The sequence below is a fragment of the Lactiplantibacillus dongliensis genome (assembly GCF_005405105.1).
Lineage (GTDB): Bacteria > Bacillota > Bacilli > Lactobacillales > Lactobacillaceae > Lactiplantibacillus > Lactiplantibacillus dongliensis.
Genome location: NZ_BJDK01000013.1, coordinates 50,221 through 70,221 on the forward strand (window position 1 = coordinate 50,221; position 20,001 = coordinate 70,221).

The 20,001-nt window shown below is 45.5% G+C and carries 20 protein-coding genes; 2 read left to right on the plus strand and 18 right to left on the minus strand.

Annotated features, from left to right (window positions below):
- Positions 1-5: 5 nt before the first annotated feature.
- The 3 genes from FFM80_RS06425 to rpsU form a co-directional block, all read right to left on the minus strand.
- Positions 6-983: a PhoH family protein gene (locus tag FFM80_RS06425; protein WP_137640056.1), complete on the minus strand. Its 978-nt coding sequence runs from the start codon at positions 981-983 to the stop codon at positions 6-8.
- Between the two features lie 199 nt (positions 984-1,182).
- Entirely contained in the window at positions 1,183-1,626 is a 444-nt protein-coding gene (locus FFM80_RS06430) for a GatB/YqeY domain-containing protein (protein ID WP_137634052.1), read from the minus strand.
- A 43-nt stretch (positions 1,627-1,669) separates the two neighbouring features.
- A complete protein-coding gene (gene rpsU, locus FFM80_RS06435; protein WP_003638914.1) occupies positions 1,670-1,858 on the minus strand; it encodes a 30S ribosomal protein S21 in 189 nt (62 codons plus the stop codon).
- Between the two features lie 230 nt (positions 1,859-2,088).
- On the opposite strand from rpsU, the gene FFM80_RS06440 reads away from it, so the two are divergent.
- Positions 2,089-2,904, plus strand: coding sequence for a pyruvate, water dikinase regulatory protein (locus tag FFM80_RS06440; RefSeq protein WP_137640057.1), 816 nt, complete (start codon positions 2,089-2,091; stop codon positions 2,902-2,904).
- Positions 2,905-2,963: 59 nt separating this feature from the next.
- Here the strand turns inward: FFM80_RS06440 and FFM80_RS06445 are convergent, their stop codons facing one another.
- The 8 genes from FFM80_RS06445 to hisS all read right to left on the minus strand — a co-directional run bounded on the left by FFM80_RS06445 (position 2,964) and on the right by hisS (position 11,922).
- Entirely contained in the window at positions 2,964-3,860 is an 897-nt protein-coding gene (locus FFM80_RS06445) for a deoxyribonuclease IV (protein WP_137640058.1), read from the minus strand.
- Entirely contained in the window at positions 3,853-5,070 is a 1,218-nt protein-coding gene (locus FFM80_RS06450) for a CDP-glycerol glycerophosphotransferase family protein (RefSeq protein WP_137640059.1), read from the minus strand. Before FFM80_RS06450 ends, FFM80_RS06445 begins: the two co-directional genes overlap by 8 nt.
- Positions 5,071-5,085: 15 nt before the next feature.
- Positions 5,086-5,904, minus strand: a complete 819-nt coding sequence (locus FFM80_RS06455; RefSeq protein ID WP_137640060.1) for an ABC transporter permease — start codon at positions 5,902-5,904, stop codon at positions 5,086-5,088.
- Positions 5,905-5,941: 37 nt separating this feature from the next.
- Positions 5,942-7,084, minus strand: a complete 1,143-nt coding sequence (locus FFM80_RS06460) for a CDP-glycerol glycerophosphotransferase family protein (protein WP_223877311.1) — start codon at positions 7,082-7,084, stop codon at positions 5,942-5,944.
- 138 nt (positions 7,085-7,222) lie between these two features.
- Positions 7,223-8,098, minus strand: coding sequence for a YitT family protein (locus FFM80_RS06465; RefSeq protein ID WP_137634047.1), 876 nt, complete (start codon positions 8,096-8,098; stop codon positions 7,223-7,225).
- A gap of 118 nt (positions 8,099-8,216) precedes the next feature.
- A complete protein-coding gene (gene msrA / locus FFM80_RS06470; RefSeq protein ID WP_137640061.1) occupies positions 8,217-8,753 on the minus strand; it encodes a peptide-methionine (S)-S-oxide reductase MsrA in 537 nt (178 codons plus the stop codon).
- Between the two features lie 91 nt (positions 8,754-8,844).
- The gene (gene aspS / locus FFM80_RS06475) at positions 8,845-10,620 is read right to left on the minus strand and encodes an aspartate--tRNA ligase (protein WP_137640062.1); all 1,776 of its coding nucleotides are present in this window, start codon (positions 10,618-10,620) and stop codon (positions 8,845-8,847) included.
- 18 nt (positions 10,621-10,638) lie between these two features.
- Complete coding sequence (gene hisS / locus FFM80_RS06480) at positions 10,639-11,922, minus strand: histidine--tRNA ligase (RefSeq protein WP_137640063.1); 1,284 nt, start codon at positions 11,920-11,922, stop codon at positions 10,639-10,641.
- A 530-nt stretch (positions 11,923-12,452) separates the two neighbouring features.
- Between hisS and FFM80_RS06485 the strand changes: the two genes are divergently transcribed.
- Positions 12,453-13,301, plus strand: coding sequence for an N-acetylmuramoyl-L-alanine amidase family protein (locus tag FFM80_RS06485; protein ID WP_137640064.1), 849 nt, complete (start codon positions 12,453-12,455; stop codon positions 13,299-13,301).
- Positions 13,302-13,431: 130 nt separating this feature from the next.
- Here FFM80_RS06485 and zwf read toward each other — a convergent pair whose 3' ends face one another.
- The 7 genes from zwf to FFM80_RS06520 form a co-directional block, all read right to left on the minus strand.
- The gene (zwf, locus tag FFM80_RS06490; protein WP_137640065.1) at positions 13,432-14,925 is read right to left on the minus strand and encodes a glucose-6-phosphate dehydrogenase; all 1,494 of its coding nucleotides are present in this window, start codon (positions 14,923-14,925) and stop codon (positions 13,432-13,434) included.
- Between the two features lie 255 nt (positions 14,926-15,180).
- Positions 15,181-15,921 carry a 2-dehydro-3-deoxy-phosphogluconate aldolase gene (gene dagF, locus FFM80_RS06495; protein ID WP_137640066.1) on the minus strand — a complete coding sequence of 247 codons (741 nt, stop codon included), beginning with the start codon at positions 15,919-15,921 and terminating at the stop codon, positions 15,181-15,183.
- Positions 15,922-15,949: 28 nt separating this feature from the next.
- The gene (locus FFM80_RS06500) at positions 15,950-17,050 is read right to left on the minus strand and encodes a DgaE family pyridoxal phosphate-dependent ammonia lyase (protein ID WP_137640067.1); all 1,101 of its coding nucleotides are present in this window, start codon (positions 17,048-17,050) and stop codon (positions 15,950-15,952) included.
- A 3-nt stretch (positions 17,051-17,053) separates the two neighbouring features.
- On the minus strand, positions 17,054-18,172 hold the full coding sequence (locus tag FFM80_RS06505) for an amidohydrolase/deacetylase family metallohydrolase (protein ID WP_137640068.1): 1,119 nt from the start codon (positions 18,170-18,172) through the stop codon (positions 17,054-17,056).
- 13 nt (positions 18,173-18,185) lie between these two features.
- Positions 18,186-18,848: a DUF4310 family protein gene (locus tag FFM80_RS06510; protein ID WP_137640069.1), complete on the minus strand. Its 663-nt coding sequence runs from the start codon at positions 18,846-18,848 to the stop codon at positions 18,186-18,188.
- 16 nt (positions 18,849-18,864) lie between these two features.
- Positions 18,865-19,641: a DUF4311 domain-containing protein gene (locus tag FFM80_RS06515; RefSeq protein ID WP_137634037.1), complete on the minus strand. Its 777-nt coding sequence runs from the start codon at positions 19,639-19,641 to the stop codon at positions 18,865-18,867.
- A gap of 1 nt (position 19,642) precedes the next feature.
- A complete protein-coding gene (locus tag FFM80_RS06520) occupies positions 19,643-19,999 on the minus strand; it encodes a DUF4312 family protein (protein ID WP_137640070.1) in 357 nt (118 codons plus the stop codon).
- Positions 20,000-20,001 lie beyond the last annotated feature (2 nt).

The following is a 20,001-nucleotide window of genomic DNA, read 5'->3' on the forward strand; positions in this document are numbered from 1 at the left end:
TCCATTTAGTGCTTTTCGCCAGCTTCATACGCCGTAATAATCTTGGCAACTACTGGATTACGGACAACATCATCGGCCGTAAAGTTGACAAACGAAATATTACTAATGTGGTTTAAGATATGTTCCGCTTGAATCAAGCCACTCGTGGTATTGCGCGGTAAATCAATTTGTGAAATATCACCATTGACGATCATCTTGGCATCAAAACCTAACCGCGTTAGGAACATCTTCATTTGCGCATTGGTCGTATTTTGAGCTTCATCTAAGATGACAAAGGCGTGATCTAACGTCCGCCCACGCATATAAGCTAACGGTGCAATTTCAATCACACCACGATCCATTAACCGTTGGGTATGTTCAGCACCATAAATTTCATACAAGGCATCATAGATTGGCCGCAGATAGGGGTCAACCTTTTCCTTTAAATCACCTGGCAAGAAGCCTAAGCTTTCACCAGCTTCAACGGCGGGACGCGTGACAATAATCTTTTCAACGTCACCACGCTTTAAAGCCGCGATGGCCATCACAACTGCGAGATAAGTCTTCCCAGTCCCCGCTGGTCCAATCCCAAAGGTGATGTCACTCTTGGCAACGGCCTGTACATATTGACGTTGGCCAAAGTTCTTTACACGAACGGGCCGACCACGATTATCTTTAATAAGCGTTTCCGCATATAAATCTTGAAAATAGTCTAAAGTACCGCGATTGACCATCTTAATCGCACTGATCACATCGGGGGCACCGATTTGAATATTTTGTTTAATTAAACTCGATAAATTCTTAAATACAGCTTGGGTTTTATGAACGGCTTCTTCGTCATCCCCACTAATGGTCACTTGATCGCCAAAAACATGGAGGCTAACGTGCAGCCCGTCTTCTAACATCGCCAAATACTGATCTTCTGGGCCAAGTAAGGCTACCGATTGCGTGGGATCAGCGATGAGAAACTTTTGTTCATATTTTGAGTTTTCGGTCAAAAACATGGACTCCTTTATTGACAGATTTATTAGCCATTGAAAGCCAATGGCACCCGCGACGTGACGCACAATGTCAACGCTTAAAAGCGGGTTTGGTGTTAACTAATCATAGCATAAAAGCCTGGCCACGACCAGCTTCACGAACGCTTGGTCGACTAGTCTGACGACACAAAAAAAGCCAGGGAAAAATTTCCCTGACTAACCGTTAATTCAATAATGATTTAACTGTTTGGTTGATAAGCTTGCCATCCGCCTGACCTTTAAGTTTTGGCATTACCGCACCCATTACCTTACCGAAGTCACCTTTACCGGTGGCGCCGACTTGTTCAATCGTTGCCGCAACCACTTGTTTGACTTCTTCGTCAGACAACTGCTTTGGCATATATGATTCAACTAACGTAATTTCAGCTTTAACCCCATCAACTAGATCTTGACGATTCGCGCTTTGGAATTCCTCAAGTGATTCGCGCCGTTGCTTCAATTCACGTGATAACACGCTCACTTCTTCTTCGGCCGTTAAATCATGACCCGCGTTAATCTTTTCATTCATTAACGCAGACTTCAGCATCCGCAACACGCTAAGGCTTTGCTTATCGCGAGCTTTCATCGCAGCTTTAAGATCACCATTGAGTGTATCAACTAGACTCATTGGATATCCTCCTTCGATTCAATTAAAATCAACAAGATGTTGATTACTTGAAACGACGACGGTTCTTACGCTTACGAGCAGCTTCTGATTTTAACTTTTTCTTCACACTTGGTTTTTCGTAAAATTCCCGTTTGCGGTATTCTTGTAAAGTACCACTTTTTGAAACGGTACGTTTAAAGCGACGAAGAGCATCATCAAGAGATTCGTTTTTACGAACGACTGTTTTTGCCATTTAAAATTCCCTCCCTCCGAGCTTGAAAAGTAACCGTCAAATTATGCATACTTACATAATACAACTGTTCTAGTAAATTATACATAAATAGAAAAACCACGTCAACAAAAGTTTAAAGATTAATGCAAAATATTTCAAAATGGCTGGTCTTAACCGCAATAAATCGTTTTCATAAACCCTTGGCTATGCTACACTAGAGTCACTATTGATACGGAAATGAGGGTTTAATCATGCAAGCCATTAAAATTTTTATTTTATCTGATTCAGTTGGCGAAACGGCCCATGCAGTCGCCCAAGCCGGCGCCGCTCAGTTCGGCGATTTAGATATTACTTATCAACGGTTCCCTTTCGTTCGGACGGAGTCCCTACTTCAAACGGTACTCGCACAAGCTTTAAAAGAGCACGCCATCGTCTACCATACTTTTGTCGACCGTAAGTTAAGTCAGAGCGTAAACGTTTTTTGTCAGGCTCACGACTTACCTTATAATGATGTCATGACACCAACGCTGGATTTGTTTTCCGGCATCACGCACCGGCAACCCGTTAACAAACCGGGTAAAATGCATGACTTAAATACCAATTACTTTGATCGCATCAACGCGATTGAGTTCGCCGTGACTTACGACGATGGTAAGAACCCGGCTGGCTTCTTGGATGCCGATGTTGTCTTACTAGGGGTCTCACGGACGTCCAAGACGCCACTATCCTTATACTTAGCCAACCGTAACTTAAAAGTCGCCAACTTACCATTAGTTCCTAAAGCCCAAATTCCAGACGAAATCTGGCAAGTTGACCCGAAAAAGATCTTTGGTTTAACTAATGATCCAGAACAGCTCAACACGATTCGTCGCGAACGGATGATTCAATATGGCCTAAACCCAGATACGGTTTATTCCAATACGGATAAAATCAAAGCGGAACTCGCTTATGCAGACACAATTTTCAAAAAGATTGGCTGCCTAGTCATCAACGTGGCTAACAAGTCGATTGAAGAAACGGCTACCCTGATTACTGAAAGTTTAGGTTACAACGAACCCAATCGTTAAGTTATTTAAAAAAGAGCCGCTCGGGATTTTTTCCTAAGCGGCTCTTTTTTAGTCCTCACTTAAACTTGTTGTTCAATATCACGAATCAAATTAGGGTTAAATCGGCCCGCTTTTAACATCGCAATCTCATATTTATAAGGTGGCAATTGATGTTTCTTATCTGGCCCAACATACGGTGTTTCTAAAATCTTACTAATGCCAGTTAATTGTGGATGATGGGCAACGGCATTTAACGTCTCAAACCCAATCGTTCCCATCCCAATATTAGTATGTCGATCTTTGTGCGCACCTTGGGGATTCTTAGAATCATTCAAATGAATAACCTTTAACCGATCCAAGCCAATCACGTGATCAAACTCATTCAAAACACCGTCAAAATCAGCTTTAATCGCATAACCTGCATCGCTGGTATGACAAGTATCAAAAGTAACGGACAATTTTTCATTATACGTGACCCCGGCAATCATCGCCGCAATCTCTTCAAACGTCCGGCCGACTTCCGTCCCTTTACCCGCCATTGTTTCAATCGCAATCTGAATTTTTTGATCCGGCCGAATGACCATATTCAACCCCTTAATGATCTGTGCAATCGCAGCTTCAGCGCCAGCCCCAACATGCGCCCCGGGATGGAGGGTCAATTGGGTCGCGCCAACGGCTTCAGCACGTTCAATTTCATGATACAAAAAGTCCGTTGCAAATTCAAAGTAGCCCGGTTTTTTAGTATTCCCAAGATTCACAATATATGGGGCATGCACCACGATTTGTTGTAAATCATGCGCCGCCATCACCTTTTGACCCGCTGCAATATTCAGCTCATCAATGGGCTTACGGCGGGTGTTTTGTGGTGCCCCGGTATAAATCATAAACGTATTAGCACCATAGCTAACCGCCTCATTTGCAGACCCGAGCAACATATCTGGCGCTTTCATTGATACATGTGATCCTAATCTAAGCATCTTGTGTCGCCTCAATTCCAATTTGTTGAAGTACTTTTTGACTCGCACGACCATCTTCCCAGCCACAGAATCGCTTATAAAAAGCCGGTGCCGCCGCGGTTGGCTGCCAGTGGCCGGCCGTATAACGATCCAAAGCCGCATACAAGGCCGCCGCATCCGTCACCAACGGTCCTGGCAATTCACTTTCATAGTCAAAGTAAAAGCCACGTAATTGATCACGATAATGTTCCAGATCATACGCATAAAACAATTGCGGCCGTTTGAGATTGGCATAATCAAACATCACCGAAGAATAGTCTGTAATCATTAAGTCACTAATCAAGTATAAATTAGTAATGTCCGTTTCCGCCAAAATTTTGACCCGGTCTTCAAAGCCCGTAATATCGATCTGATCCTTCACTAAGTAATGGGGCCGTAACACCAAGACCGTATCTGCCGAAACATGCTGAAAGAAAGTTGCAAGATCGAACGGAAGCTTGAAATTATAACGACCCACATATTGAAAGTCATCATCTCGCCAAGTTGGGGCATACAAGATCACCTGGGCATCTGCTCGCCCTACTAATTGCTGCTTTAACTGGGCCGTTTCTGAAGCAGTTGTATGATACAAACGGTCGTTGCGGGGATACCCGGTATCTAGCCACTGCTGATTGAACCCAAAGGCATGGGCAAAGATATCATGCGAATATTGATTGGGGGCAATCAGATAATCCCAACGTTTAGCTTCATCAATAAACTTCTGATGATACGTTTGCGTGTCGGTACCGGGAATTTCCACCGCGTCAATATCAACACCTAAATGTTTTAACGGCGTTCCGTGCCAAGTTTGTACATAAGTCGTCCCACTGTTCTTGTGCCACCAACGCGGTAACCGGGAGTTAAAGACCCAAAAGTCGGCCCGTGCCATGACCCAAATCCATTTTAAATGGAAACGTTTCAATAGTTGAATCTCAGGATAACGCGCTTTTAAAGCCGCATATTTACGTGGCTTCACATTAAAATAGCAACGATCTGCATACTCCGGATGTTGCGCCAACAAAGCCTGATATAAAGCCATAGGATTATCATTAATATCATTGCCATTAAAACTCTCAAAGACGAAGCTGTGTTTTTTTACGGGTAATAAAATGAACCCATCGTTCAACACGATGAGTCCACCTCGAATGAGAATCTTAATCGCAGTCATTAAACGGTGTTTAAGTCTAGCCATTAAGTTGCTCCTTTTTTAAATCAAATCAACAAATCGTGATCGGAATTTATAATGTAAGTGAGAGCCAACCAATAAGACTAATAAAACAAAGCCCCAGAAAATCAAGGTTAACAATGGTCGACTCCACATGTAAGTGTCCGCACTCTGGTGAAACATTGAATTCCGGAAACCGGAAATAATGTACCAGAATGGATTTAACTCTAAGATGCGGACAAATGGTGCTGGAAAACCAGTCGTTTGAAAGTTGAATAAGACGCCGGATAGATAAAACAACATCCGCATCATAGATTGTAACAAGATCTGCCAATCACGCACTAGCACTGAAACCGTGGAATTGAACGTACTCAATGCAAACATCAAGCACATCATCGCAAAGAAATAGTAAATCCATTGTAACCAAGCGATAGCGGGATAGATGCCATTAAAGAAACCTAACGCGATTGAAAAGACCAGCATGGTCCAAAAGGAATTCAAATTCCCAATAATTCGAATTGAAGGTAGCACCGAAACTGGGAACTTCATCTTCGAAACCATGCCAACCCGTTGATAAATCGCCTTGGACCCATCTAAGACAGCACGGTTCATAAAGAACCAAGGGGTAATCCCAATAACCATCCACATTAAGTAGGACACCCCACCAAGGTTACTCCCTTTTTTGAACCCATTGCTAAAGACAATCCAATAAATCCCGATTTGAATCAACGGATATAAATATTCCCAAGCTAATCCCAAATAATGGTTTTGATAACTGGCTTGATCCTCATAATTTGAGATCCGCCAAATAATTCCCCAATTTTGGAATTGCTCTTTAATAATCGTTACGACCTCTTTCAAGGCTCAGCCACTTCCTATCTCTTAATTCTAATAATGGTTATTTTTGATGAAAATAAGCAACCGTGCGGGCCCCCGCTTGACCATCATTATGGGCATTCCATAAGCGGTTAAACGTGGCTAACTGCGTTGCGGTCGCCGTCGCTGGTTGTGCCAGCGCCTGATTCAGCGCCGTTACTGTCGTTACCAATGGTCCGGGTGCCCACGACCGAAAATCAGCCTGTAACCCAACGCGCTGTTGGTAAGTTTGCCAGTCAAAAACATAGAATACCATTTTTTGACAATTTGGCAAGAGGGCGTAATCAAAAATCACAGATGAATAATCACTAATCAGGGTATCCGTGACCGTTAATAAATCGTCAGTACTAAAGTCCTCAGCCGTCGTTAACAAGTTCGGATACTGGGCTAATAGTTGGGCCGTCTGTGCTTGTAAGTGCGGATGTAGCTTTAAAACCAAGACTTGGTCAGCAGCCAACTGTACTTGTCCAAAATCAGCTGGCAAGCTAAAAGTTACACCCTCACGATACGTGGGCGCATATAAAATAATCCGCCGATGTCGCCAAGCTGGATGTGCGGCATAAATAGCTGACCGGGTCTGTGCAATCCAGGCTGGATCTTGATACCGATCAGAACGCGGATACCCTAACACGCGCATCCGCTGCGAATCAACACGATAACTCGTCGCAAAGACATCACCCATCTTCGCTGCGCCCACGACATAATCCGTAAAATGATCATAGACTTGCTGAAAGCGATGTCGGTCGGCTGCTGAACGTTGCTGGGTCTGCGGGTCTCCCCAACCAAACGCTTTAATCGCCCCGGCCGCATGCCAAAGCTGCACAATCCGTTGTGCCGGCCGCTTGGTTAACCCACCAATAAAGGCGTAATAGTTGTCACAATACACCGTTGCTGCCCGTGTGATGACGGGCACTCCAGCCACGGCAAAATGAATTGAATCCCGAAATGGCACCACTTGAATACCCGCGGCCTTTAGAGTCAAAGCACCACTAGTCGCCGCCGGTAAGTAGTAAACCGTCAGTTGGGTTCCCAAACGAGCCTGCAACTGCTTAATAAACGTCAAGTTATCCGCAAAACTCATCAAATAAATGACTTGCGTGGTGGCATGCCAATGGGTCAACCAGGACATCAATGACACGAGCCACATGTAAATCGTCTTCTTCAAACGTTAGCCCTTCCATTCCGCAAATTATACTCAGTAATTATAGCATACTTCATTGCCAGGCTTCTGGCTACGCACAAAAGCTTAAGATTCAGTCAAAAAAGCGGCTAACCGGCCCTAGCCAGCTAACCACTCGAGTTTTTACGGGTCCGGTTCGTAAAAATGACCCAGAATTTTAACGGTATCTGAGATGCTGACAAACGCATGCGGGTCAGATTCCGCCATTGCAGCTGTTAATTCAGACATTTCATACCGGGTAATGACAGTAAACAAAATTGTCTTGTCATCATGGCGATAAGCCCCTTCAGCATTATGCACGATGGTCACCCCACGGCGAATCCGATTTTGAACACTATCAATCACGGTATTCGGTCGACTGGTAATAATCATCACCTGCATCTTTTGTTGGCGGGTATACGTCATATCGATGACCCGACCGTTAACCAACAACCCTAGGGCAGAATAAAAGGCATATGGCCAGCCATAAACAAAACCAGCCGCTAACACGATAATCGCATTAAAGGCCATATTGATAGTCCCGATACTCCGACCCGTTTTCCGCCGCAAGACCAGTCCAATAATATCTAAACCACCAGTCGAAATCCCATTTTTCAACGCTGTCCCGGTCCCAAAACCATTGACCGCACCCCCGAAAATCGCACAGATAATGGGATCATGCGTCAACGTTTCCGGGGCCACAATTTTAATCATGATACTTGATAGCGCAACTGCCAAGAACGTATAAACGGTAAACCGGTGACCAATTGATCGCCAAGCAATCACAAACATTGGCACATTTAACAAGAATAGCAATAACGCGGTTGAAAGCTGAACGGGCATAAACTTCGCCATCAAACTATTGATCAACTGGGCTAACCCGGTAATCCCTGACGAATAAATATGACCAGGCGTCCAGAAGAAGTTCATGGCGACAGACACTAAGATCGCATAAATAAACGCGGTCGACGCTTTAAACACATCGCGATGACGCTTAGTCAACTGCTGAAAATCGTCCATTTTGCTTGCGCTCCTTTACGTTTTTTATCCTTGGCTATTGTACCATTAGAAACTGCGTTCAGCAGGTAAAATCAGCTTTCACTTGAAAGTCTCACACTTCTCAGTAAGCTCACAGAGATTAATCCACTTTGGGCGCTTGAGCCCAGTACTTGTCAATAAAGTCCGCACGACCACCCGCTTCTTGCGCCGCAAAGACGACCGGATTATTCTTATAAAAACGCTGATGTTCGGCTGCCGCTGGATAAAACGGTTGGACAGCCTCAATCTTAGTCACGATTGGTTGATCAAACAACGCGGACGCTTGCAGCTTAGCTTTAGACGCTTCGGCAATCTGCCGTTGCTGTGCGTTCTGCACAAAGATCACCGGGCGATAATTATCGCCACGATCCTGGAACTGCCCCATGGCATCGGTTGGATCTGTTTGATGCCAATAAATCTCAACTAAATCCGCATAACTGACCTTTGCTGGATCAAACGTGATTTTAACGGCTTCCGTATGGCCAGTCGTATGGGCCTTAACTTGTTCATAAGTTGGATTTTCAACATGCCCGCCAGTAAAACCAGACACGACACTGATAATGCCCGGTTGGCTGTCAAACGGCTTGACCATGCACCAGAAGCACCCACCGGCAAATATTGCTGTTTCAGTAGTCATTTAGATTCCTCCAATTAAATTTTAATCTAAACTTAACACTATCTAAAAAGAACGTCCAGTCGGCTGATTGGACGTTCTTTCGGTGACCGAATTATTTATCGTCAGGTTTGTTGATAAATAAGGCCAAATCTTGTAATTGTTGGTCAGAAACTTCCGCTGGCGCATTGGTCATTGGTTCCGACGCCTTTGAGTTCTTAGGAAAGGCGATGACTTCACGAATATTGTCATTACCAGAGAGCAACATGGCAAACCGGTCTAACCCAATAGCTAACCCGCCATGCGGTGGAAAGCCCATGTCTAAAGCATCTAGTAAGAAGCCAAATTGTTTTTGAGCACGTTCTTTAGTGAAGTCCAGCGCTTTGAACATCTTTTCTTGTAATTCGCGGGTATGAATCCGGATGGAACCGCCACCTAATTCGTAACCGTTTAAGACGATATCGTATGATTGGGCATGCGCCTTGTGGGGATCTTCACCGTCATTCAAGTAATGAACATCTTCTTCGTTAGGCATCGTGAATGGATGGTGGGCAGGTACCCAGCGGGCAATCCCTTCATCGTATTCGAACAATGGCCAGTCAACGACCCAAAGATAGGCATACTTGTTTTCGTCGATCATGCCTTGTTCCTTGGCGATGGCTTTCCGCAAATAACCTAAAGTATCCGAAACGACCTTGAAGTTATCCGCAGCGAATAACAGCAAGTCGCCTGGCTTGGCATCGGCAGCGGTCGTGATGGCTTCAAAATCATCCTTGAAGAACTTCGCAATTGGTCCGCTGAAGCTGTCATCGGTCACTTTCATCCAGGCTAAGCCCTTGGCGCCAAAGCGTTCAACATGACTCGCATACGCATCAATGGCTTTCCGTGAATACTTATCAGCGCCACCTGGAACGGCGATCGCTTTAACCACGCCACCATTCTTAATCGCCCCTGAGAAGACCTTAAAGTCCGTATCGGCAAAGAGGCTAGACATGTCCTTTAATTCCATACCAAACCGGACATCCGGCTTATCGGAACCAAAACGATCCATTGCTTCTTGCCAAGTGATACGGGTGAATGGCGTCTTAACATCGACACCCTTCACATCATGCATGACTTTTTTGATCAAACCTTCCGTATAACTTTGGATTTCTTCCGCTGTTAAGAACGATGTTTCCATATCGATCTGCGTGAATTCTGGTTGCCGGTCGCCCCGCAAGTCTTCATCCCGGAAACAACGGGCAATTTGATAATACCGATCAAAACCGGCACCCATTAACAATTGCTTAAATAATTGGGGTGATTGTGGTAAGGCATAGAAATGTCCTTGATAGACCCGTGAAGGGACCAAGTAGTCCCGGGCCCCTTCAGGCGTTGACTTAGTTAAGAATGGCGTTTCAATGTCATAAAAACCATTGGCGTCAAAATAACTGTGAACCGCTTGGGTGATGCCATTACGAATCTTTAAACCGCGTTGCATTTCTGGCCGCCGTAAGTCTAAGTAACGATACTTCAACCGTAATTCATCTGACACATTGATGTCATCTTGAATGTAGAAAGGCGGCGTTTTGGCTTTGTTTAAAATCTTAGCATCATGAATTTCAACTTCGACTTTACCAGTCTTCATGTTCGGGTTAATCGCATCGCCATTCCGGCTAACTACTTTCCCTTGGACTTCAATCACGTATTCACCACGTAATTGATCCGCAACATCTAAAGCGGTCTGTGAGAATTCTTGACTAAAGACTAATTGAACAATACCTTCACGGTCACGTAAATCAATAAAAATCAAGCTCCCTAAATCCCGGCGCTTTTGGACCCATCCTTGTAAGATGACGTCTTGACCCAGGTAGTCTTCATTAACTAACCCAGCATATGTGGTTCGTTTCATTAACTTGTTTCCTCCCTGTTATTTAGCTGCCAATACTTGTTCAACATGGTTAAAGACATCGGCCATGGCAACCTGGGTTTCTTCACCCGTTGCCATTGACTTCAAGTTAACCACTTCGTTTTCCAACTCGCTATCCCCAATAGTCATCGTGTAACGGGCATTTAAACGATCGGCACTCTTGAATTGTGCTTTTGGCTTACGATCTAAGTAATCGCGTTCAGCGGTTAACCCGGCACCCCGGACAGCTTGAACCAACTTTAAAGTCGTCGCATTTGCGGCGTCACCAATACCGACCACGTAAACATCTAATTGATCATCAGTTGGAAAGGCAATCTCTTCAGCATCCATCAAGACTAATAATCGTTCGACGCCTAAGCCAAAACCGACTCCAGAAGTTTCGGGACCGCCTAATTCTTTAACTAAGCCATTATAACGACCACCGGCACAAATCGTCGTGTAGCCTTGCCCCAGTGACTTCGAATTCGTCATGATTTCAAAAATCGTATGGTTATAGTAATCCAACCCACGTACCATTGTCGCATCGATTTCAAATGGAATTTCTAAAGCCGTCAGTAATGCCTTAGCTTGTTCAAAGTGAGCTTTGGCTGCTGGCGTTAAGTAATCCAAAATTGACGGTGCATCGGCCACGAATTTTTGATCTTCAGGTGCCTTGCTATCTAAGACCCGTAATGGGTTCTTGTGCAAGCGTGCTTTGGAGTCATCACTTAATTCTTCAAAATGTGGTTCCAAGTAATCAATCAGGGCTTGTCGGTAATCATCACGCGTTTGTTGGTCACCCAACGTATTGATAACTAGCTTTAAGTCGTTGAGGCCAAATTTTTTAAGTAAATTAAAGCCCATGGCAATGACTTCAACATCTAAAGCGGCACTTTCACTCCCGAAAGCTTCCACCCCGAGTTGATGAAATTCCCGTAACCGACCTGATTGCGGCCGTTCATAACGGAACATTGGTCCCATATAGTAGACCTTGTAAGGTTTCAACACTTGCGGACCATAGAGTTTATTTTCAACAAACGCCCGGACAACGCCGGCCGTTCCTTCTGGCCGTAAAGTAATGTGCCGATCACCCTTATCATGGAAATCGTACATTTCTTTAGTCACAATATCGGAAGTATCCCCCGCAGAACGTGAGAAAACTTCAAAATTTTCAAAAATTGGCGTCCGAATTTCTTTAAAACGATAGGTTTTAAAGACTTGACGCGCCGTTTCTTCGACATATTGCCATTTTTCACTATCACCTGGCAAAATATCGGCGGTGCCTTTAGGCCGTTGGTATCTCATCCTAATCTCCTCCTTCAATTCAAATCGACAAAAAAAGCGCCCTTGATTGTTTATCCAAGGGCGCTTTTTTGCGCGGTACCACCTTTATGAGCACTAACTGATAACGTCTGTGTTAATAACAGGCGGAACTTTTCGTTCACCTCAAAAGCGTCTCCTCATTGCTCGCTATCCGGAATTCTCAGCACTACCGGTCTCTGGCTATAGCGTGGCACAATGCTCTTACTTTCTCTGCGGTCGATTTATTAACTTATGATTAAAGTTACACGACTCCGTTGGAAAAGTCAACTGACACCCGTAAAATGATGGCATAAAAACACGATTTATTACGCTTGATGCTGGCTGGAACATAGTGGCCGCATTTGGCAGCCAACCGACCGGCGACAATTTTAACTAGCATCAAGCATCGTTTCAGCACTTATTTAGTTAACCTTAACCGTTAAAATCGCTGACCGGCCTAAACGCAGTTCCTAATTTTTGGTATACTAATGATTACGTGTTTTAAACTCAAAAAAATTTAGTTGGTGAAATCCATGCAAGTCTTCAAACGCTACTGGCGACAACTTGTCATTGCCGCCGTTTTTATCGGGCTCGTGGCCGGCTTCACGACCATTCTGGCCACTCATAATACTGCCGTCGTTAATATTGCTAACGTCAATATTCGTAAAGGCCCCGGCATGAGCTACAACGTCACCGATTCAACGACCAAAGGAACCAAAGTGCATATTATGCGGCGCAAAAACAATTGGCTGTACGTCCGCTATGCCGATCATAAATTTGGTTGGATCGCCAGTTGGCTCGTCAATGAAAAGAACAGTCAATTGCATCAAACGACCAAGATCTCAGAAGCCACGATTGTGCTGGATCCAGGTCATGGTGGCTCCGATTCTGGGGCGCTGTCCAGTCAAGACAAAATGGAAAAGACCTATACGTTACGGGTAGCCCAAGTCGTGGCTAAGCGGTTACGCGCAGCCGGGGCCCACGTGGTGATGACCCGTGATAGCGATAAGTACGTTGGTTTAAGTGCACGGCCAGCCTTAGCGAACAAGTTACACGCCGATGCCTTTATTAGCTTCCACTTTGATAGTTCGCCTGAAAATAATCAAGGTTCCGGGATTACCACTTACTATTATCACAAATCCACATCATTCGGCTTGGCAAAAGCGCTTAGCAGTAATGTCTCGGCCTTACCAATCAAAAGTAAAGGCGTTGAATTTGGTGATTTCTTAGTCATCCGTGACAATCAAGTCCCAGCCGTCTTAATGGAACTTGGGTATATCAATGACGATACCGACTTTAAGACGATTAGCTCACAAAGATATCCGAATGAAGTCGCCCATGCGGTCTATGCGGGGCTCTCTAGTTACTTTGCTAATCATTGATAACATCAGTTATTGTTAGCTACAACCAAAAGCAGTTCAATTGCCAAAAAGGGTCCCTGTAATCAGTTAAGATTACAGGGACCCTTTTGATTAATCATTATTAAAATTGGTACTAGCAAATTGCGTCATACTAACGGTTTAGTAAGCCGCGTTCGACAAACCAAGTATCGGGTTGCCAAATCCATTGATTGCCATTCTTAGCCACTAAATCAAACGCCGCTTTTGGTCCCATCGTCCCGGCCGCATAAGTTGGCAATGGTTGGTCATCTTGATCCCAAGCTTGTCGAATCGTATCCACAATCCGCCATGATTGAGCAACTTCATCCCAGTGGGTAAAGTTAGTTGCATCGCCGGTAATGATATCATGCAACAATCGTTCATATGCTTCCGGTGTATTAGCCATCATTTGACTGTCATGCCGATACGATAATCTAATCGGCGTCGTCGTCGACTGGTTATCTAATGCCTTCCCATTCAAGCTCAATGAGAAGCCTTCTGTCGGTTGAATATAAATCGTTAAAATATTTTGCGTCGCAATTGCCGCATTAGCGGTTAAATTCTTAAAGACAATATTGATTCGCGTGCCTTTTTCAGTTAACCGTTTCCCAGTCCGAACATAGAACGGGACGCCTTGCCAACGTTCATTATCGATTTGAAATTTACCCGCGACAAACGTTTCCGTCCGTGATTGCGGATCGACGGCAGGTTCCTCACGATAACCCGCAAATTGCGCATTGTTCAAACTCCCCGCCGTATATTGACCCCGAACAAAGTTTTCAGCCACTTCAGCCGCGTTATAAATCCGAACCGCCTTTAATGCCGCTACTTTACCCGTTCGAATCGCCGCTTCAGACATCTTGGTCGGTAGTTCCATCGCCAATAAAGACAACACTTGTAAGATATGGTTTTGAACCATGTCCTTCAAGGCCCCCGTCTGGTCATAGTAGCCGCCGCGTTGCTCAACACCTAACGCTTCAGCAAAAGTAATCTGGACGTTATCAATATATTGATTGCTCCATTGCGATTCTAGCAAACTGTTAGTGGCCCGCAACGTCAAGATATTTTGAATCATTTCCTTACCTAAGTAGTGATCAATCCGGAAAATATCCTTTTCCGGGAAGACTTGGGTTAATTCTTGGCTTAGCTTATTCGCTGATTCATAGTCGGTCCCAAACGGCTTTTCGAGGACAACCCGGTTAAAGCCAGCCGTATCAATAATCTTAGCGGCTTTCAACTGCGTTACAATTTGACCGAAGAACCGCGGTGCCATTGCGAGGTAATACATCCGGTTACCTGCCAATTGATACTGTTGGTCTAGCTTATCGGCCAACTTGGCTAAAGTCTGATAATGACTGGCATCGCCAACATCGTGTGATTGGTAATAAAAATGCTGTAAAAAGGCACTTTGTTCCGGTTCCGTGGGATTTTGATCAGCAATCGCATCGGCGATTACTTCCCGAAAATGGTCATCACTCCATGGCCGCCGAGCCGTCCCAATCACCGCAAAATGGTTATTTAAGACTTGCTGCCGAAAAAGGCGGAAGAAGGCGGGATAAAGCTTCCGTTTCGCTAAATCCCCCGTCGCACCAAAGAGCATCATTAAAACTGGTTCCGAATTGTTCATTAAAATCACCCTTCTATTGCATTGTTCATTTATTAATTAAAGTTGATCTAGCATCAACTTAGTCTAGCCGCTAAAACCTAATGCCACTCGACTCTAACTATTAGTTTACCAATATCTAAGGACAATGGGGGTATATTTAGTCTCAATTGGGCCAAATAACCGATTTATATGATTGAATCGCCATAGCTTTAAACAAAATGTTTAAAAGCAACAAAAAAGCGCGATTCACGCTGAACCGCGCTGCTCGTCAGTTCATTAGCCGACTAAGCGTTTGACAATTTCAAATAACTGACGCACATCTTCCGGCCGTGTCATCCCGGTCTCAGCATCAATAATTGACGAATAGATATGTGGAATAATCCGTTTGACACCGGCATCTAAAGCAATTTGGAGAATCGTTTCAAAGTTCTCTAAATCAATCCCACCCGTTGGTTCCAAGTAGAAATCATTGGCTGCACAAGCTTCAGCAACGGCCTTGAATTCGGCTTCGTGTGCTAACCCATGCATTGGGAAGAACTTGATGGAACTGCCGCCCATATCTTTCAATAAGGCAATCGCCGTTTCAATTGGCACTTCAGCGGCCGGCGTCTGTGAACTCAATGGCCCCGTCGCAATATTGACGATTCCCACTTTACCAGTTGGCGACACCAAGCCATTAACAATGGTATCCGCTTGGCCTAGTAGCGCCCGGCTAGTCCCAACCCCTGTGAAGACTTGGTTCACGTGTTGCGGTTGGATAACTTTGGAGACCCGACTCACCATCTGACTTTGATTAGGGTCACCCGCACCCAAGCCAACGGAAACCGCATTTTCAATCTGTGATTGATACTTTAACATATCTTCAATCGCCAATTGATCAGTGGGATAGTTTTTTGTCAGCACACCTAAAATAATATGATGTTCAGCGGCGGCATAACAGTCAACCGCGTTTTGGACAGAACCCGCTAAAACATTTAAAGCGACGCGATCTTGGTAATAATTTGGTGTCTTTTGCATGATTAAGCACTCCTTTTTTATTGACAATTTAGTCTAAAATTTCATGTAACCGTTGCACGATAGCATCCATTTCCGCTTGATCCACCGCGCGAATGTCAAATTCAATAATCCCGACATTAGCGCGGTATTCACGGGTATAAATCGCCGGGTTACCGGATTTTAAGGCCGCGGTAACCACCTTCGCGTTTTGAGGCGACTCCGGTTGAATGACGACACTTGCGCGATAGATATCACGGCCAGCACCATCTTGAACAGCGGTAGCTTCGACATAAGGAACCGCATTAAGGGCGGTTAAGAATGGCTGTAAACGACGCTGCATGCTGTCCCCATCTTCAGGACCGGCTTGTAAGTAATCTTCAATCGCCCGTGTCAGTCCCATGATGTTTTCCTTACCGACCTTCATCGCCCGACCTAACCCTAATGATTGTAGTCGAATCCAATCGATATATTGCTTCTTCCCATAAACCAAACCGGATGCTGGCCCGACTAATGCTTTACCACCAGAGAAGATGATAATATCGACACCGAGGTCTAAATATTTGCGTAAATCCTCTTCCGCCGCGGCATCCAAAATCAATGGTAATTGATGATCATGAGCCACTTTTACGGCTTCCGCAACCGTCAGCATGCTTTTTTGAACGGCATGATGACTCTTCACATATAAGATACCAACCGTTTGATCGGTAATCATAATTTCAAGGTGTTCCGGTGAGCACATATTGGCGTACCCAGCTTCAACGACTTGACCACCCCCCACGGCAATCATCACTTCTTCGGGCGTCCCATAATCCACATTTTGTCCCTTAGGAATAATGATTTCACGCTTGGTATAACGCGCATCGTAAGGATGATAGACATGATGTTTACTGCCACGGCCAATCAATGCCGCCACTGATTCAGCAATCCCCGAAGAAGCGGAGTTAACCACAATCGCGTCTTCCGCTCCTAGTAATTCGGCTAAGTGCCGACCGGTTTGTTTGACGAGATCAGCCATTTCAAAGAAATGTTCATCACCAAACTTTTGTGCGTCAATCACGGGACCTGCTAAAGTTGAAACCCCGAGAATCGTCATCTTACCGCTAGCATTGATCACCTTTTTTAAATGGTACTTATTATATAAATCACTCATTAATTACTGAGCCTCCACTTCATAAGCTGTCCCACCAACAATTGCTTGGGTCGGTTGAATCAGTTGTTCAGTTACTTGGGTGTTACCATTCGAATCCGTTAAGGTCTTAGTCCCATCCGTGACTTTAAAAATGGTAAGGTCGCCATCTAAACCAACTTCCAAACGGCCTTTTTGTGTTAAATGAAAGCTGTCGGCGGGGGCCACAGTCACCATTCGAATCACTTCTGGTAACGAGTAATTCAATAACATCATTTTCTCTAAAGTCGTTGCCAAGTCATGCACGGGGCCACTCTCCCGGTTACGATGGTAAATATCCGTACTAATGGACCATGGCCGTAAGCCATAACGAGTTGCAATCCGCCCCGTATTAAAGTTATAACTGTCAGTCCCGTGCCCCACATCAAAGCGCACGCCCCGATGATAGGCATCAAAAACGGCTTCTTTGACCATTCCTTCTGGCGTTAGGATCCCATTGGGCTTACCGTTATAAGCATGCGTCAACACATCGCCACTCGTCATCAGTGCCAAAATAGCTGCCAAGTCGGGTGGATTGGCCCCCACGTGGACCATCACGGGTAAATGGCGGGCCAACTTAGCTTGAAAGGCCTTCGCTTGAACTAACGGTTGGACACCATTGTCTACCACGACCGAATGACTTTCACGCGCCTTGATCCCAACAATAAAGTCCGGGTAAGTGGCCACCGCTTCAGCTAATGGTGCCCACTGGACCCGCGCCATATCGCCTAATTCATCTTGCGCGAGAATCCCAGTCTTGGAAATATTGATTAACGCATAAACATTGGTCCGCTTATCGCGTGTTCGCTGATAAAAGTCCGCGATATTATCGGCGCCGGTCGACCCAGCGTCAATCACCGTTGTGACCCCAGTCTTAACCCCATCTTCATCAGGATCATCGTAATACAAGCTGAGCTTTTCATAACAATGAGTATGATCATCGATCCAACCGGCCGAAACATATTGGCCCGCCGCATCAATCGTTTGCTGGGCCGTTATGCCCGTTAGTTGGGTACCAACAGCCGTAATCTTACCCGCAGTAATTGCGACTTCTAACGGTCCATCATCACGCACCGAACGGCCGTTTTTAACCACTAAATCAACCATTTTACGAACTCCTTTATAGTTTAACCGGGAAGAAGAACCCAAGAATCATTGCACCAATAATCGCACCACCAGCAATCGGCTTTTTCCAAGCATAGAAGATAGCCGCACCAGCTGTGGCTCCGAGCCCAATTGGAATAGAGGCCGTCACCGCACTTAGAATAATCAGTGGCCCTAAGAACCGGCCAGTATCATTCCCAGCGCCCATCATGACATCGGCGCCAAACGTGGCTTTGGACTGGCCAATCGTAAAGTGACGAACAACATAAATGATGCCGCCAATCACGACCCCAATGATTAGTCCCGTCAGTAACGCCAACGGAAAGCTCTTGACCGGAGCTTCAAAACCAACACTCAATAAGATCGCGGGAATCCCAATCCCAACGCCGGTCAGGATTGACCCACCTAAGTCAAGAATCCCCACCAAAGAGCCTTCTAATACCCGTGCAAATAAGAAACTAGCTCCGAATGCGGCGGCGGCACCATACGCGCCATCAGTCATACCCGCTTTCAGCATCGCCACAATGGCAACTTCGTTAAACGCACCAACACCGTAGTTGTAATACATCGACGTTCCCGCAAAGACGCCCGCTGACATAATGCCGACGATAATGGGAAAGGCCCAATCGGCGAACCAGAAACTTTTGGCTTGTTCCAAATCTTTTAAATCATTTTCCATACACTTGCACTCCTCTCTAGCCGCCCATCGAGCTATGCCAGTTGGTCAGCCATTGTGGGACGCTGAGACTAAAGGACTTCAATAGATCGACATCGAAACCACGGAAAAACGCGCTTAAGATAAATAGCAAAATCACCGCGCCCAGCATAATCCGGGTAATCCGCGTCCAGCCGATTTCTTCGACTCCTTTACCGATTAAGATTCCTAAGACCACACCTGGAACTGCATTGCCCATAATCAAAGCCGCTAAGCCACCGAAGATCGTCCCTAATAGACCAGAACGCCGCCCGGCATCAATCGCTGCTAGCCAAAAGATAATCGGCATCACCATGTTAATCAACAAGGTGGCGGCGGGGACCAAGACCTTCACCGCAGTCACTTGTAATGCCGCTGGAATCGAGGACGAGGTGACATTTAAAAAGGCCACCACCACGATTCCAATTAGAGCACTCATAATCCCCATTTTTTTAGGATTATGCATTGATTCGTTCATGTCTTTACTACGTAACAGTAGGGCTGAGACCGCCCAGTTAGGAATCACCCGATGCGTGACATCTTGGGTAAAAGCTCCGGCCCCGACCGTCGACGCCCAAGCGTTGAAGAAGAACCCTAACCCAAATGAGAAGTGCGACGCAGCATCACCTTCCGCCGCATTCATTTCACCAAGGGTTCGAAAGGCGCCCAAGGCTTGGACAGTTGGGGCATTAAACATCCGAGCTGCCCCAACGCCGGCCGCAAAACCAACTAGTCCACCAATAATCACTGATTCCATTAAAACAATTAAAATATGCACCTTATTTGCCTCCTCTCAACCCAGTCCAATCTAAGAGCGGGTTGCGTTTAACGGGGGTCGTCGCAAATGTGACCGCATTCAGATCGATCGCATTGACTTGGACGGTCACGTCGATGGTGACGGAAAACTGCGTCCGTTGCCGTGGAAAAAACAACCACAAGAACCGTTCAGTCCGGTGAGCCACTTGTAGACTCACTGGGGTGACCTGTAGCGGTTGAATCTGCAAAGTCACCATGCCCGTATCAGCCACTAATTCTTTTTGTATTTTACTCAGCGCACTGGCAAACGCCGCCTGTTGCGTCTCAGCTTGACCACTGACCCGAACCGTTCGCTGGTTACTTGCGTTCAGCTTCGTCATAC